This window comes from Photorhabdus namnaonensis (assembly GCF_001684335.1).
GTDB classification, from domain to species: Bacteria; Pseudomonadota; Gammaproteobacteria; order Enterobacterales; family Enterobacteriaceae; genus Photorhabdus; species Photorhabdus namnaonensis.
In genome coordinates this window covers 133,912-149,819 of sequence record NZ_LOIC01000080.1, presented here as the reverse complement: position 1 = coordinate 149,819, position 15,908 = coordinate 133,912, and the positions used below count along the sequence as shown (strand labels likewise).

The following is a 15,908-nucleotide window of genomic DNA, read 5'->3' as shown; positions in this document are numbered from 1 at the left end:
CTGAGCGACACTCAGTGATAGTCAAATTGAAATTGTATGTGCGCAGTCAGTTCACCGGGGGTAGGGACAGCCGCGCCGGGTTCATGTCGCATATCCATCTGGAAGGTGATTTGACCGTCTTTAGCGGCGCTACCCGGTGACGCCAAATCCACATAATCGCCATTTTTCAGGTAGCTTCCCAGCCCGCCTCCCGGTGATTGATAGCGCAGGCCAAATCCCACGTTTTCCGCCACAGAGGAAGATTTATCCCGAAATAACGTCGGGTGGTTTTCCGGTGTGGGGCCGGCTATTTTAATCGCCGGGGTACGGCCTGATCGGGCTGATCCCGCGCAGCCTGACAATGCCAGCGTAACAGGCTTGTTGTCCGCCGCTTTGATATGTTCCACACTGCGTTGCACTTCGTTAAGAGGAATGGATGAAAACTCGACACGGGATGTCTGCACGTTAAGTTCACAGGTTGGCTGCTCCAGTGTTAATGCCAGCGTCAGTTCTGCCGAGTTGGGGCTCGCGCCCCCGGGCAGGGGGGCGGTACAGAGCAAACCGGCCAGGGTTGTCCGCCTGATAAAAGTCCACGGTTTTAACATTACGGTATCTCCCCTTGATAGGATGATGATCCTCCGAGGTCATTAATCACCGTCCAGCTTACTTTGGCCGGGTAATGTCCCCCTTTGAGCGGGAAAGACAGGGCCGAGAACGGGGAAACCATGTTCTCTTTCTGTTGCTTCGTCATCAGTTCCTGTCCGCCCACTTTCAGGGAGGTGAAGGTGATGTGATACGGTGACGGGTTAGTGACCGTTATCTCCGTGTCTGTCGGTTTGAAGCGCAAAGCGCCGAAGCCCTTTTCCGGCCCAATCGGCAGCCCTGACGGGCGATACATCAGCTTAATTGTACTAGCCATAGCAATCTGTATACCCCCGGTGACTTGCTGACGGGAAGGATTGTCGGTTTCGTGGCTTAACGGGATAGCCTTCGCAGTAAACCAAAACAGAGATTCCCGGTCAGTGGGCAACGCCTGGCCGGTTTTGATGATACGGACCTGATTCTGAGTGCCGGGCTCCAGGCGAAACAGGGGCGGCGTCACCAGAAACGGCGCGGTCGTACTTCCCCCTGGGGTGGTACTGACCGTCATCTGCATCAGATAGACGGCCTCCTTACTGCTATTGCTCACTGAGGCGGTTGCCACATGGCGGTCAGCCGAGTAGATAATGCGGGTAGTATCAAGACCCACCCCCCCAGCCTGCGCGGCGGTGACTGCTCCGCCTAACAGGAGGCCGGTCATTATCATCGCTGTCATCAATCTTTTCACTGAGTCACCTGAATGTGTCTGTGTTGGTGATGTGTAAGCAAGAATTGGACCTCCCTGTCCAATTCCACTGTTACGATGTTCCTGACGCCTAACGGCGCTGATTATGGATACGCTATAGCCACGACCAAGTTTGCTGTGGACTGTGCTGGTAGTACCGCGGTACCGCCAGCAGCAAGCTTCACCAGCCCTGCCTTAAGCGTGATGACATTATCATCGGTTACTGCGGCTCGGGTATTGACATCGTGTAGGTCAATTGCTGTACCTGATTGCACTCGTTGACCATTCAGCGTCAAACTAACCGCATGGTCTACGACTGCGGGATTACCATGAGCATTGCTAGTAAGGCTAAAGAAATTGTCACCTGGTCCTACTCGTGTGCCTGTAATAGTCAACTGAGCTCCGTTAGCAACATCGTTGAATTGGGGGCAGCCGCTCGTTCTAATCGTGACATCTCGTAATCCACCTGCCAGTGCGCCCGGCACCGCTGCTTGAGAAAAGGCTGCTGCTGAAGCATTAAGATCGACAACGGGTATTGCTTCAAACTGACAAGCGGCAGCAGCCACGGTAGAGTTCACCACCAGCTGATTATGACCATTAGCGGCAACATCAACTGCCAACGCCTGCGACATTCCCCCCAAGCACAATGCCGCTGCCACACAAGTCTTCAAAATTTGCTTTTTCATTTCATCTATTCCTTATCTACATCTACTGAATACATTTTGCCTAAAACAACACCATGACAGGTTAAACAATCGGACCGCCAAGGCGGTGCGTTTACTGGTCATTTAGAGTTATTTTGTTCAGTTATTAACTTGATGAAATATATGAATGTAAATATTCACATAATAAAATCACTTCTGACTTATGCCATTTTGTTTCAGGATTTCTGCCTTTGGCATAAGAAAATGAATATTAAATCGCTCAAAAAAACAACATTTCGACATCGAGAATATTCGTACAAAAAGAAATAATTTCTTTTTGTAATCAAAAGAATGCATAACTTTTTACAAAAAAATACAAAAAATCTCTTTTAAGTGATGAAATTTTCCGTATACTGCCCCGGCGGTTGACGATAACCGAACAAAATAACTCTAAATGTTCGGTTTTTTGTTCCATATCAGAAACTGATGTCATTGAAAGCTACGCCGCAACTTTGAGTAATCCTTTTCCTCACTCTTACCCTTTCCCACCATTGCGTAAAGATGCGAATCTCCAGAATCGAAAAAGCATTACATTAATTTTTCTTATTAATTTCAGTGTTGAGGGAATTGGTTAAGATCTGGTATCAGGTTCGTTTTGAACCATCATGTTCAATCTACGCGGTATTAAAACCGTTCTGTATTGAATATATTGAGTGTTGAAGAGGTGTCCTGCGTAAATCGTATCTAGATACCTATATAATTTAAGCCTCGAATTCATCTAAAATAGAATTAATTTTCTTAAAAAATCCAAATTAATCCGCCAAATAGTGCTTCAAGTCATCCTTTATTACTTCATTAAATTTAAAAAAAATCAAATAATTATATAGCCTATAGATTTAAAGAATTCCGATAATCTAGGAAATGCCGAAAAACTCAGGAAAAAAGAATGTAACAACATATTGCTATCCAACTATTGATACAGCGGTATATCCGACTGTATTGCGGAGGATATCTCCTTATTCGGCATTGAACTAAAACAAAATGCATAATTTTATCTTATTACGCTATTTAGAGTTTAGTTAAAAAGGAAACAACAGTTCTCTATTAATAAGTAAAACCGCCCTTTGGGTTTTAACCAGCGGAAATTATTGCCTTATCCCTCAAGAATAATGAAATCACATTACGATTGAGGGAAACTCTCACACATCTTTTTCAATAAAAACTCTATTTACTTACTGCCTATCCCAATAGGACTATTTTATTTGCCATTTTGAACCTGGGCAGTGCTCAAAATCCTCACGTACTACGTGTACGTTCCGGTTTTTCCGCGCTGTCCGTGTTCAAACTGCCTGCAACAATTACGCCTATTGGGATAGGCTCTTAATATCCTTTTCCGTATTTATCTGTGAGTTATTGCCCACAGCAATTAATTCTTCCAACAAGGCTGAAAGCTGAACCAGTTTTTCCGGCGAAAAGGCTTTTTCAATAGCCTGATATCCCTGTTCTACCTGCTCTTTCGCCTTTTCATAAAGTTTCTGACCATCCGGGGTTAAAGAAACATAAAGTTTTCGTTGGTCATTCATCGGTTTAAGACGAAAGATCAAGCCATCACGCTCCATGCGAGTCAATATCCCAGTCAAACTTGGGCGAAGAATACAGGTCTGGCAAGATAAATCATAAAAATCAATCGACCGATTATCAGACAGTACGCGGATAATACGCCACTGCTGTTCAGTCAAATTATGACTCTTAAGGATTGGGCGGAAAAAACCCATCGCGGTTTCTCGCGCTTGAAGTAATGCAATTGTCAGAGATTCATGCATGGGTAATGAAGGCTCTTATTTTTAGTTAATCACTGATTTACTCTCTGTTGAAAGTATTATCTCGCTCTATAATCACAATAAAAAGACTAGCACGTCCCATAATCAACCACAAAGAAAAAATCATAAAAATATTAATAAGTAAACAAAAATAAGCCCTAAAAACAAAGTTAATAAAAAGTTAATGCAACAGTAATGCCGTTATCCAAAAAAATATTAATATATTGATTAATAACGATAAAAAATAAATTTAGTAGAGATATTGTTACTGAGATCACAATTAAAATTAACAAACACATTAACATATTGCAACAGTGCGCCTTGTGGTTTATTAATATATTAATAAATGCGTCTTAAAACCACCAGTTTAAGTTCATGAGGAATCGTTAATGAAAGGCACTGTCTTCGCCGTAGCCCTCAACCATCAGAGCCAGGTAGATTTCTGGCGTGACTCATTTCAGCAAGCACCTTATAGCACTTTACCTAAGACTCCAGTGTGGTTTATTAAACCACGGAATACCGTTATCACCTCCGGTGAAGCGATTCCCCATCCGGTAGGTGAAGAGGTTCAAAGCGGCGCGACGCTGGCATTAATAATAGGTAAAACCGCCCGCAAAGTTGCTATCGAAAACGCAGCCGAGTATATCGCAGGTTATGCATTAGCGAATGAAGTCAGCCTGCCTGAAACCGCTTTTTATCGTCCGGCAATTAAAGCTAAGTGTCGTGATGGTTTTTGCCCCATAGGCCAAATGGCTCATCCTGAATCAATTGATGCGTTAGATATCATCACCGAAATCAATGGTCAGGAAGTCGATCGCTGGTCAACCGCCGATCTGGTGCGTTCAGCCACGGAATTAGTCGCAGCGTTAAGTGATTTCGCAACTCTCAAAGAGGGGGATGTGATCCTGCTTGGAACGCCACACCAACGTGTCGCTATCAAATCGGGCGATAAAGTTGTTATTCGGGCAGCAGGTTTCCCATCACTGGAAAATCAGGTTGTGCAAGCGGGAGAAAAAGCATGAAACACGCAAGAGTTCACTATCAAGGTTGCGATTTGATTGTTACTGTCGATGAACAGGAAAATGTCTGTCTGACAGATGGCAGCAAAATCAGCGGCGAATCCGTCCAATGGTTGCCCCCCGCAAACGGCACCCTGTTCGCCCTCGGTTTGAATTATGCTGATCACGCCACCGAGCTGGAATTTAAGCCCCCCAAAGAACCGCTGGTTTTTATCAAGGCCGCCAATACGCTGACCGGTCATCGTCAGGTTTCCGTTCGCCCTGATAATGTGGAATACATGCATTATGAAGCTGAGCTGGTTGTTGTCATCGGCAAAGCCGCCCACAAAGTCACCAAAGAACAGGCGATGGATTACGTTGCCGGGTACACCGTCTGTAACGATTACGCAATCCGTGACTATCTGGAAAATTATTATCGCCCTAATCTCCGGGTAAAAAGCCGCGATACATTGACTCCCATCGGTCCGTGGTTCGTCGATAAAGAAGATGTACCCGATCCACATAATCTGACACTAAGCACCTGGGTTAATGGTGAATTGCGTCAACGCGGTACAACCGCTGATCTGATCTTCAATATTCCATTCTTGATCGCTTATCTAAGTGACTTTATGACGTTGCAACCGGGAGACATGATCGCCACCGGTACGCCAAAAGGATTATCCGATGTGGTGCCGGGAGATGAAGTTATTGTTGAAGTTGAAGGTGTTGGGCGTCTGGTCAACCGCATTGTCAGCCAGCAAGAGTATGAGGAGAGCCTGTAATGACTATGATTAACCATTGGATCAACGGCAAAAACATCAGCAGTAAAACCTATTTTGAAACCACAAATCCTGCTACCGGCGAAGTACTGGCTGAAGTCGCTGCCGGTGGTCAAGAGGAGATTGATCAAGCCGTCGCCGCCGCCAAGGAAGCATTCCCCAAATGGGCAGATCTGCCGATGAAAGAGCGTGCACGCCTGATGCGCCGTTTGGGTGAGTTGATCGATGAAAATGTGCCTGAAATCGCCGCAATGGAGACCAAAGATACCGGCCTGCCCATTCATCAAACACAAAATGTCCTGATTCCACGCGCTTCTCACAACTTCAACTTCTTTGCTGAAATTTGTCAGCAAATGAACGGCCATACCTATCCCGTTGATGACAAGATGCTCAACTATACGCTGGTGCAACCCGTCGGCGTTTGTGCGCTGATTTCTCCGTGGAACGTGCCATTTATGACCGCCACCTGGAAAGTTGCCCCCTGTTTAGCGCTAGGTAACACCGCGGTGCTGAAAATGTCAGAACTTTCCCCATTAACCGCAAACCGTTTAGGCGAATTGGCCCTGGAAGCCGGTATCCCTGCCGGTGTGCTGAATGTGGTTCAGGGATATGGCGCTACCGCCGGTGACGCGCTGGTGAAACATCACGATGTACGCGCGGTTTCGTTTACCGGCGGTACCGTAACCGGTCGTCAGATTATGAAAAACGCCGGCCTGAAAAAATATTCAATGGAGCTAGGAGGAAAATCTCCGGTTCTGATTTTCGAAGATGCAGATATTGAGCGAGCACTGGATGCCGCCCTATTCACCATTTTCTCTATCAACGGTGAACGTTGTACCGCAGGTTCACGTATTTTTATTCAGCAAAGTATCTACCCTGAGTTTATTAAGCGTTTTGCTGAACGCGCTAATCGTTTACGGGTAGGCGATCCACAAGATCCAAACACTCAGATCGGCGCACTTATTAGCAAACCGCATTGGAAGAAAGTCTCCGATTATATCCGTCTGGGAGTAGAAGAAGGAGCAACGTTGCTGGCTGGCGGCCCAGATAAACCGATTGATTTACCAGCGCACCTAAAAGAGGGCAATTTCCTACGCCCAACGGTTTTGGCAGATGTTGATAACCGTATGCGAGTTGCTCAGGAGGAGATCTTCGGCCCTGTCGCCTGCCTGCTGCCATTTAAAGATGAAGCAGAAGGTCTGCGCCTGGCAAATGACGTGGAGTACGGTCTGGCTTCTTATATCTGGACGCAAGATGTCAGCAAGGTATTGCGTCTGGCCCGTAATATTGAAGCCGGCATGGTATTCGTCAACACCCAGAACGTCCGTGACCTGCGTCAACCATTCGGCGGCGTGAAAGCTTCCGGCACCGGCCGTGAAGGCGGTGAATACAGCTTTGAAGTGTTTGCTGAGATGAAAAACGTCTGTATCTCTATGGGGGATCATCATATCCCGCGTTGGGGAGTCTAACCGTTTCATCAGCGTTAACCACGGCGAATTCCGGTTCGCCGTCCTGATATCAAATGAGGATTTTATGGGTAAGTTAGCGTTAGCAGCCAAAATTACACATGTGCCATCCATGTATCTGTCTGAATTACCGGGAAAGCATCACGGTTGCCGTCAGGGAGCCATTGATGGTCACAAAGAGATTAGCCGCCGTTGTCGCGAAATGGGGGTCGATACCATTATTGTGTTTGATACGCACTGGCTGGTGAATAGTGCCTATCACATCAATTGCGCCGACCATTTTTCCGGCATTTACACCAGTAATGAATTACCCCACTTCATCCGGGATATGAGTTACGAATATGACGGCAACCCTGAATTGGGACAAATGATCGCAGAAGAGGCGCGCAATGTCGGCGTGCGTGCTCAAGCGCATGAAATCCCAAGCCTGAAACTGGAGTACGGCACGCTGGTACCAATGCGTTATATGAACAGTGACCGACATTTTAAAGTTGTCTCTGTCTCCGCGTTCTGCACCGTTCATGCTTTTGAAGATAGTCGTCGTCTTGGGGAAGCGATTCTGAAAGCGATTGAGAAATATGACGGCACCGTGGCGGTATTCGCCAGCGGTTCCCTTTCTCACCGTTTTATTGATGATCAGCGTGCCGAAGAGGGCATGAACAGTTATACCCGAGAATTCGACGAACAGATGGATCATCGGGTGGTTCAGCTCTGGAAAGAGGGCAAATTCAAAGAGTTCTGCAAAATGCTGCCGGAATATGCAGATTATTGCTATGGCGAAGGCAATATGCACGACACGGTGATGTTATTAGGCTTACTCGGTTGGGATAAGTATGACGGTAAAGTGGAATTTCTGACTGAACTGTTTGCCAGTTCCGGCACCGGGCAAGTCAACGCTGTATTCCCTCTGCCTGATTACATCACCAATAAACCCGCCATCGCCTGATTTGGAGCAACCTATGCCACATTTTTACGCTGAATGTACAGAAAACATCCGTGAACAAGCCAATCTGCCAGAGTTGTTCGCCAAAGTGAATCAGGCGCTGGCAGATACCGGTATTTTCCCATTAGGAGGCATACGCAGCCGCGCCATCTGGCTGGATACCTGGCAAATGGCCGACGGTCAACATGATTACGCATTCGTCCATATGACACTAAAAATCGGCGCAGGACGCAGCCTTGAAAGCCGTCAACAGGTTGGTGAGATACTATTTCCTCTGATCAAACAACATTTTGCCTCGCTGATGGCCCAACGTTACCTTGCTCTCTCTTTTACAATGGAAGAATTAGACCCGGTATTGAACTACAAACAAAATAACGTCCATGCCTTGTTTCGTAAGGAGTAGTGATGCCGAAATCTTTTCATCAGCATCCTCCTCGTTGGTTAATCCCTTTATTAGGCGCGCTAGTGGCCTTCGGGCCTCTGTCGATTGATATGTACCTGCCAGCCTTGCCGGAAATGGCAAGGCAATTACAGGCGACACAAGGGCAGATGCAACATACCTTAGGCGTATTTTTCGCTGGTTTCTGTATTGGCATGCTGTTATACGGCCCACTGAGCGACCATTTAGGGCGAAGAAAGCTGCTACTTAGCGGTATCGCATTATTCGTCGTTGCCAGTGGGTTGTGTACCTTGGTGACACAAGTTGAACACCTGATTTTACTGCGCGCATTACAGGCATTCGGCAGTGGCGCCGCGGTGGTCATGGGCAGAGCTATCGCCCGTGATATCTATGGTCCACAGGAATTACCACGCGTGCTATCGCTCATGACTTTAGTGACCATGATAGCGCCGCTTATCGCCCCATTACTTGGTGGCTTACTGTTAACCTATTTCAATTGGCAGGCCATATTTACCCTATTGAGCCTGTTCGGTTGTATCAGCGGAATATTATTACTATTTTTATTGCCAGAAACGCTGCCCGCTCAGAGTAACGATGGAAAACTTATCACCGCGTTTAAAAATTACGGCAAATTACTGACTGACGGTGAAGCTATGGCGACTATCGGCACATTGGCATTTACTTGTGCCGCTATGTTCGCGTTTATCAGTGGTTCCCCTTTCGTCTATATCAATTATTTTCAGGTTCCGGCGAATTACTACGGCTTACTGTTTGCCTGTAACGCATTAGGTATGATGGCAATAGTGCTGCTTAATGTCCGTTTACTGAAATTCTACGATCTTTCTCGTCTGTTATTTATCCAAACCAGTGCTCAATTGCTGTTCGGCATTTTACTGGTTATCTTTTATCAGCAAAGTCTGACGGTGATCGTCATTTTGGTCGTACTGTTTATCTCGCTGGTTAATGCCATTGGTACTAACAGCCTCTCTTTATTACTTCAACATCGAGGTCAACTTGCCGGTAGCGCCAGCGCGCTCGCTATTTCCGCACAATTCGGTATGGCAGCGTTTGCCAGCGTCGCCGTCTCTTTACTACAAGATGAAACCCCTTTTGCTATGGCCTTTGTGATGGCAGTTTGCGCTGGATTGTGTTGGTTATGCCAGCAGCTAGTAACTTTCTACCAGCGAAAACCTCTCACACAAGTGTCTTTAGGAGAAAAAAATCATGACAAATAATGTAAATACAGAATTACTGCGTCAACAAGCTTATATCAACGGGCAATGGGTTAATGCCGACAACCAAGCAACGTTTAAGGTGACTAACCCGGCAAATGGTGAAGTTATCGCCCGCGTCAGTAATATGGGTGCGGCTGAAACAGAACGTGCAATTGCAGCCGCTCAACAAGCCCTGCCTGCCTGGCGAGCAATGACAGCCAAACAACGCAGCCAGATTTTGCAACGTTGGTTTCAGTTAATGATGGCAAATCAACCGGCACTGGCTGAATTGTTGAGCCGGGAGCAAGGGAAGTCACAGGCAGAAGCTATGGGCGAGATTGCTTATGGCGCCAGTTTCATCGAATGGTTTGCGGAAGAAGGTAAACGCACCTACGGTGAAACGATCCCAAGCCCGATGCCAGGCCGACGGATCGTCACGATCAAACAACCTATCGGCGTTGTGGCGGCGATCACTCCGTGGAACTTCCCCAATGCGATGATCACCCGCAAGGTTGGCCCTGCGCTGGCTGCGGGCTGCACAGTAATCTTAAAACCCGCCTCAGAAACCCCACTTTCCGCTCTGGCTCTGGCCGCACTAGCGGAACAAGCAGGCATTCCCGCCGGGGTATTCAACGTGGTGGCTGGCGTCGATGCAAAAACCATCGGTGGTGTTTTGACCCAAAGCCCGATTGTTCGCAAACTCTCTTTTACTGGCTCAACCCGTATCGGCAAACTATTAATGGCACAAAGTGCCGACACCGTGAAAAAGCTATCGCTGGAATTGGGCGGCAATGCGCCATTTATTGTTTTTGATGACGCCGATATTGACGCCGCTGTACAGGGAGCGTTGATAGCCAAATTCCGCAACAGCGGTCAAACCTGTGTTTGCGCTAACCGAATTTTGGTTCAGGAAACCATTTACGACGCCTTCGCCGAACGTCTGGCACAAGCGGTCAATAAGTTGCAGGTCGGCCCGGCCAGCGATGCCAAATCACAACAAGGCCCACTGATCAATCAAGCCGCCGTCGATAAAGTAGAAGAACATATCAACGATGCCGTTTCTCGTGGCGCACGCATATTGGCCGGGGGTAAACCACACGCTCTGGGCGGTCTATTCTTCGAACCTACCGTACTGGCTGATGTCAACGAATCCATGCTTATCTCCCAAGAGGAAACATTCGGACCTATTGCTCCTCTCTTCAAATTCCGTGATGAGGCGGAAGCCATCCATCTAGCGAATGATACTGAATTTGGTCTGGCGGCTTATTTTTATTCCCGCGATATCGGCCGGATCTACCGTGTGGCGGAAGCGCTGGAGAGCGGCATGGTCGGGATCAATGAAGGTTTGATTTCTAATGAAGTTGCCCCATTTGGCGGCATTAAACAATCGGGCCTGGGGCGTGAAGGTTCACGTTACGGCATCGAAGATTATCTGGAAGTGAAATACCTCTGCTTTGGCGGCATCGAGGACACAGGAGTTTAACCGCATGTTACAGAAAGAAGTCGTATCACAGGTTGCACATCGTCTGCATCAGGCAGAAAAAAGTCGTGAACAAATACGCCAGATCTCATTGGATTACCCTGAAATCACCATCGATGATGCTTATGCTATTCAACGTCACTGGGTGGAGTTGAAAATCGCCGAAGGTCGGGTACTCAAAGGCCATAAAATTGGCCTGACCTCAAAAGCGATGCAAGCCAGTTCACAAATCACCGAGCCGGATTATGGCGCGCTATTGGACGATATGTTTTTTCCTGATGGCAGTGATATTCCATGCGATCGCTTTATTGTGCCCCGTATTGAGGTTGAACTGGCATTTATTCTGGCAAAACCTTTGCGTGGCCCGAACTGCACCCTGTTCGATGTTTACAATGCGACCGATTACATCATTCCCGCGTTGGAACTGATCGATGCCCGTTGCCATAACATCGATCCGGAAACCAAGCGTCCACGCAAAGTATTCGATACGATTTCTGACAATGCCGCCAACGGCGGCGTCATTATGGGCGGCCGGCCGATTAAACCTGATGCATTTGATCTGCGCTGGATCAGCGCCCTGCTCTATCGCAACGGCGTGATTGAAGAATCCGGCGTCGCGGCCGCGGTACTTAATCATCCCGCTAACGGTGTCGCATGGTTGGCAAACAAACTGGCGCCACATGGCGTTCAACTTGAAGCAGGACAAATCATTCTCAGTGGATCGTTTACCCGCCCGGTTCCAGCCAATAAAGGGGATACCTTCCATGTGGATTACGGCCCCATCGGCGCTATCAGTTGCCGTTTTGTTTAAGGAGGAAAAATATGGATCGATTAACCAATAAATTTAAACAGGCATTAAAAGCAGGCCAGCCACAAATCGGTCTATGGTTGGGGCTTTGTAGCCCCTATAGTGCTGAATTAGTGGCCGGAGCCGGTTTCGACTGGCTACTTATTGATGGCGAACACGCACCGAACGATGTTCAGACGATTTTAAGCCAATTGCAAGCCATCGCCCCTTATCCAAGCCATCCCATTGTGCGCCCGCCTTGGAATGATCTGGTCATCATTAAACAACTACTGGATATCGGCGCCCAAACTTTATTAATCCCCATGATACAAAACGCCGAACAGGCTTATGAAGCGGTTCGCGCAACCCGTTATCCACCGGAGGGTATCCGTGGCGTGGGTAGCGCTTTGGCAAGAGCTTCCCACTGGAACAGAACGCCTGATTATCTCCATCGCGCCAACGATGAGATCTGCGTTCTGGTGCAGGTAGAAACCCGTGAAGCACTGCGTAACCTGCCGGAGATCCTCAAAGTAGACGGTGTGGATGGTGTCTTTATCGGCCCGGCGGATCTGAGTTCCGATATGGGCTTCACCGATAATCCGCATCACCCCGAAGTGAAAGCGGCGATTGAACAAGCAATCGGCCAAATCAAAGCAGCGGGTAAAGCGCCGGGCATTCTGATGTCAGCCCCCAATGTCGCCGAGCATTACCTGAAACTCGGCGCACTGTTTGTTGCTGTTGGTATTGATACCACTTTACTGGCTCGTACAGCGGAAGCGCTGGCAGCACGATTTATCAAGGATAAAGAACTGCCGACAGCACCTTCATCCGGTGTTTATTAATCTCAACCAATACCACATTAACAACCGATTTACCCGACAACCTTTTGATTTGCAATGACCATGTAATACAAATAAAAAAGCAATTAAGGAAAATGACAATGAGCGATTCATCAACCGCTGCGCAACATAAGCAACTCAAGGCACAACAGCAATCCGTCATTAACAAACTATTCCGTCGCCTGATTATTTTCCTATTCGTCTTATTTGTATTCTCGTTTCTGGATCGAATCAATATCGGGTTTGCCGGTCTGACAATGGGTAAAGATCTTGGACTGAACGCAACCATGTTCGGTCTGGCGGCAACGCTGTTCTATGTCACTTATGTCATTTTCGGTATTCCTAGCAATATCATGCTCAGCATTGTCGGGGCGCGACGCTGGATAGCGACTATCATGGTGCTTTGGGGGATCTCCTCCACTGCCACCATGTTCGCCACCGGACCAACCAGTTTGTATATCTTGCGTATGCTGGTCGGTATCGCCGAAGCAGGTTTCGTGCCGGGTATCCTGTTATATCTGACTTACTGGTTCCCGGCTTACTATCGCGCCCGCGCCAATGCGCTGTTTATGGTGGCAATGCCGGTGACGATGGCGTTTGGTTCTCTGGCTTCCGGTTATATTCTGGAAATGGATGGCCTCCTGAACCTTCACGGCTGGCAATGGTTATTCCTGTTGGAAGGTTTTCCTTCTGTACTACTAGGAGTTGTCGTTTGGTTCTATCTTGATGATTCGCCAAAGCGTGCTAAGTGGCTGACAGATGAAGACAAAAAATGCTTACAAGAGATGATGGATAACGACCAGCTCGCTCAGATTCAACCGGCAAGTTCATCAACTCATCAGGCCATGCAAAAACACAGTATATGGCGTGAGATTTTCGCACCGATCATGCTGATGTATACCCTGGCCTACTTCTGCCTAACTAATACTCTGAGTGCGATTAATATCTGGACGCCACAGATTGTGCAAAGCTTCAATCAAGGCAGCAGTAACATCATGATCGGTATTCTGACCGCTATTCCTCAGTTTTGTACCATCATCGGAATGGTGTACTGGAGTCGTCGTTCAGACCGGTTACAAGAGCGTAAAACGCATACGGCTCTACCCTATCTGTTCGCCGCCGTGGGCTGGATATTGACCTCATTGACCCACCACAGCGTCATTCAACTGATTGGGATTATTATGGCTTCAACCGGTTCATTTACCGCGATGGCGGTTTTCTGGACCACGCCGGATCAAGCTATCAGTTTACGCGCAAGAGCGATCGGCATTGCGGTTATTAGCGCTACAGGTAACATAGGTTCAGCACTCAGCCCGTTATTAATCGGCTGGTTGAAAGATCAGACCGGGAGCTTTAATACCGGTCTCTATTTCGTTGCCGGGTTACTGGTCATTGGCGCAGCCATTATCTGTCTGATCCCGATGAAACACGCCAGACAGAGAACAGCGCGGCAATTTCAATAAAAAGGAACAACCATCATGACTGAGCCTATCATTGCCAATATTGATATCAGCAAGGATTATGATGAAACCCAAGGCACCGATGATGTGCATTATCAGACCTTTGGCCGAATGGCGGCATTTTTTGGTCGTAATATGCAAGCTCATCGTCACGATGGTTTCTTCCAACTTCATTTTTTGATCACCGGCCATATTGAATTACAGTTGGATGCTCAACACTATTCTGTACAAGCACCGCTGTTTATTCTCACTCCGCCCTCCGTTCCTCACGCTTTTTTCACTCAAGATGACAGTGACGGATATGTCCTTACCGTACGGCAAGATCTGATATTACCGTTATTGGAATCGCTCTATCCGGCCAATAAAGATATTCTTGATATTCCGGCTATTTGCTTATCCGTCGCCGATAAACCGGAAGAGCTGGCCGCTTTTAATCACTATTGGGCGTTAATCGCCCGCGAATCATCTAATCACTTTATTGGTCGAGAGCAATCGCTGACATTCCTGGCACAAGCTATATTTACCCTGTTATTACGCAATATTCCTCTTGATGATCACCCGATTAATGGCGTGCGAGGAGAGATTAAATTATTTCAGCGCTTTAACCAATTAATAGACAATTATTATCATCATCATCTTTCCGTACCGGAATATGCCCATAAGTTAGATATTACAGAATCGCGATTAAAAGATATGTGCCGTCGATTCACCAACCGTCCACCGAAACGACTCATCTTCGACCGTCAACTGCGTGAAGCCAAACGGCTATTATTATTCAGTGATTGCCCGGTATTTGAAGTTGCTTATCAGCTCGGATTTAAAGATCCAGCCTATTTTGCCCGCTTCTTTAATCGATTAGTTGGCTGTTCTCCTAGTCATTGGCGAGAAAGAAATATTCACGAAAAATAAATATCCATGCTAATTATATCAAGCCCGGCATTTTATTTTGCTTGTTCAGCAAATCTCATGCTATTAATTCGTGCTAAACTGATTCATTTTTATTACAAAATCTCTTCCAAGAATTAAAATTCTGAATATACTGAGACTCTGTAACCCACTGGAGCTTTGTGAAGGATAAATGATGGCAACCGGAGTGCCGGTATAAATAAATTAATTTAATAAAAGGAAACACAACATATGCAAAATCCTTACTATATGACAGGCGAATTCGGATTCCCACCTTTTGATGTCATAGACTTCATATAATCATGAGAATTCGAGAATGAGCAAATCAGCCATAGTTTTAAATATCACTTATGCTATCTTTTGTGCATTATTTATATATATGATGTCATACTTAGAAGAAGAGCATTATATCGGTGGTCAGGATACAGATAATCTCTGTACTGTTTACAGAGAGCTGGTAGATGATAACCGTGATGTATTTGCTCCAACATGTTTACTGATTATGTCCCCCTTAATTTATGCAACTGTAAAAAAAAGATTCAAATCACTCTCTCTTAATATCATTACATTCGCCTTGCTAGGATACTGGATATGGCGTTTTTTCATCAGATTAATAGTATGTACCTAAAATAATCTCAGATATTCAGGTAGCGGCTACTGAGTAGCTACCTGAATGTCAGCTTCCGCTATTCGATTATTACAAACATGCCATCTGGATACCGGATTTTTAATCTCCCTCTTAAATACTTTGACGCCATACTTATAAGTATTCAGGTTTTATTATTTTATCCCCTTACAAATGTAAATTATTCCAAATTTATAAATTTTTGGTTGACTTTTATACACACCCTACAATAGAGTCGAAAAAA

16 protein-coding genes are annotated in these 15,908 nt (G+C 46.5%); 12 read left to right on the top strand and 4 right to left on the bottom strand.

The genetic code is table 11. The features are described from left to right. Positions 1-11: 11 nt before the first annotated feature. The 4 genes from Phpb_RS16325 to hpaR all read right to left on the bottom strand — a co-directional run bounded on the left by Phpb_RS16325 (position 12) and on the right by hpaR (position 3,770). The gene (locus tag Phpb_RS16325) at positions 12-584 is read right to left on the bottom strand and encodes a fimbrial protein (protein WP_065391258.1); all 573 of its coding nucleotides are present in this window, start codon (positions 582-584) and stop codon (positions 12-14) included. Further along, positions 584-1,306, bottom strand: coding sequence for a fimbrial biogenesis chaperone (locus tag Phpb_RS16320; RefSeq protein ID WP_075489505.1), 723 nt, complete (start codon positions 1,304-1,306; stop codon positions 584-586). The genes Phpb_RS16325 and Phpb_RS16320 overlap by 1 nt, the downstream gene beginning before the upstream one ends. Before the next feature lie 101 nt (positions 1,307-1,407). Then, complete coding sequence (locus tag Phpb_RS16315; protein WP_065391257.1) at positions 1,408-1,989, bottom strand: hypothetical protein; 582 nt, start codon at positions 1,987-1,989, stop codon at positions 1,408-1,410. A 1,322-nt stretch (positions 1,990-3,311) separates the two neighbouring features. Beyond that, positions 3,312-3,770, bottom strand: a complete 459-nt coding sequence (gene hpaR, locus Phpb_RS16310) for a homoprotocatechuate degradation operon regulator HpaR (RefSeq protein WP_065391256.1) — start codon at positions 3,768-3,770, stop codon at positions 3,312-3,314. Positions 3,771-4,156: 386 nt separating this feature from the next. On the opposite strand from hpaR, the gene Phpb_RS16305 reads away from it, so the two are divergent. From Phpb_RS16305 to Phpb_RS16250, 12 genes are all read left to right on the top strand, one after another. Continuing rightward, the gene (locus Phpb_RS16305) at positions 4,157-4,789 is read left to right on the top strand and encodes a fumarylacetoacetate hydrolase family protein (protein WP_065391255.1); all 633 of its coding nucleotides are present in this window, start codon (positions 4,157-4,159) and stop codon (positions 4,787-4,789) included. Next, entirely contained in the window at positions 4,786-5,547 is a 762-nt protein-coding gene (locus Phpb_RS16300) for a fumarylacetoacetate hydrolase family protein (protein WP_065391254.1), read from the top strand. The genes Phpb_RS16305 and Phpb_RS16300 overlap by 4 nt, the downstream gene beginning before the upstream one ends. Next, positions 5,547-7,013, top strand: a complete 1,467-nt coding sequence (gene hpaE / locus Phpb_RS16295) for a 5-carboxymethyl-2-hydroxymuconate semialdehyde dehydrogenase (protein WP_065391253.1) — start codon at positions 5,547-5,549, stop codon at positions 7,011-7,013. Before Phpb_RS16300 ends, hpaE begins: the two co-directional genes overlap by 1 nt. 64 nt (positions 7,014-7,077) lie before the next feature. Next, the gene (gene hpaD, locus Phpb_RS16290) at positions 7,078-7,956 is read left to right on the top strand and encodes a 3,4-dihydroxyphenylacetate 2,3-dioxygenase (protein WP_040150290.1); all 879 of its coding nucleotides are present in this window, start codon (positions 7,078-7,080) and stop codon (positions 7,954-7,956) included. Between the two features lie 13 nt (positions 7,957-7,969). Beyond that, positions 7,970-8,356, top strand: a complete 387-nt coding sequence (locus Phpb_RS16285; RefSeq protein ID WP_065391252.1) for a 5-carboxymethyl-2-hydroxymuconate Delta-isomerase — start codon at positions 7,970-7,972, stop codon at positions 8,354-8,356. Positions 8,357-8,358: 2 nt separating this feature from the next. Continuing rightward, positions 8,359-9,588 carry a Bcr/CflA family multidrug efflux MFS transporter gene (locus tag Phpb_RS16280; protein WP_082302611.1) on the top strand — a complete coding sequence of 410 codons (1,230 nt, stop codon included), beginning with the start codon at positions 8,359-8,361 and terminating at the stop codon, positions 9,586-9,588. Next, the gene (locus Phpb_RS16275; protein ID WP_065391251.1) at positions 9,578-11,050 is read left to right on the top strand and encodes an NAD-dependent succinate-semialdehyde dehydrogenase; all 1,473 of its coding nucleotides are present in this window, start codon (positions 9,578-9,580) and stop codon (positions 11,048-11,050) included. Before Phpb_RS16280 ends, Phpb_RS16275 begins: the two co-directional genes overlap by 11 nt. Before the next feature lie 4 nt (positions 11,051-11,054). Continuing rightward, positions 11,055-11,858: a 2-oxo-hept-4-ene-1,7-dioate hydratase gene (hpaH, locus tag Phpb_RS16270; RefSeq protein WP_065391250.1), complete on the top strand. Its 804-nt coding sequence runs from the start codon at positions 11,055-11,057 to the stop codon at positions 11,856-11,858. Positions 11,859-11,869: 11 nt separating this feature from the next. After that, positions 11,870-12,676, top strand: coding sequence for a 4-hydroxy-2-oxoheptanedioate aldolase (hpaI, locus tag Phpb_RS16265; RefSeq protein ID WP_040150282.1), 807 nt, complete (start codon positions 11,870-11,872; stop codon positions 12,674-12,676). Positions 12,677-12,774: 98 nt separating this feature from the next. Next, positions 12,775-14,136: a 4-hydroxyphenylacetate permease gene (hpaX, locus tag Phpb_RS16260; protein WP_205634790.1), complete on the top strand. Its 1,362-nt coding sequence runs from the start codon at positions 12,775-12,777 to the stop codon at positions 14,134-14,136. A 15-nt stretch (positions 14,137-14,151) separates the two neighbouring features. After that, positions 14,152-15,042 carry a 4-hydroxyphenylacetate catabolism regulatory protein HpaA gene (gene hpaA, locus Phpb_RS16255; protein WP_065391248.1) on the top strand — a complete coding sequence of 297 codons (891 nt, stop codon included), beginning with the start codon at positions 14,152-14,154 and terminating at the stop codon, positions 15,040-15,042. Between the two features lie 313 nt (positions 15,043-15,355). Beyond that, positions 15,356-15,667, top strand: coding sequence for a YjeO family protein (locus Phpb_RS16250; RefSeq protein ID WP_046396115.1), 312 nt, complete (start codon positions 15,356-15,358; stop codon positions 15,665-15,667). Positions 15,668-15,908: the final 241 nt, after the last annotated feature.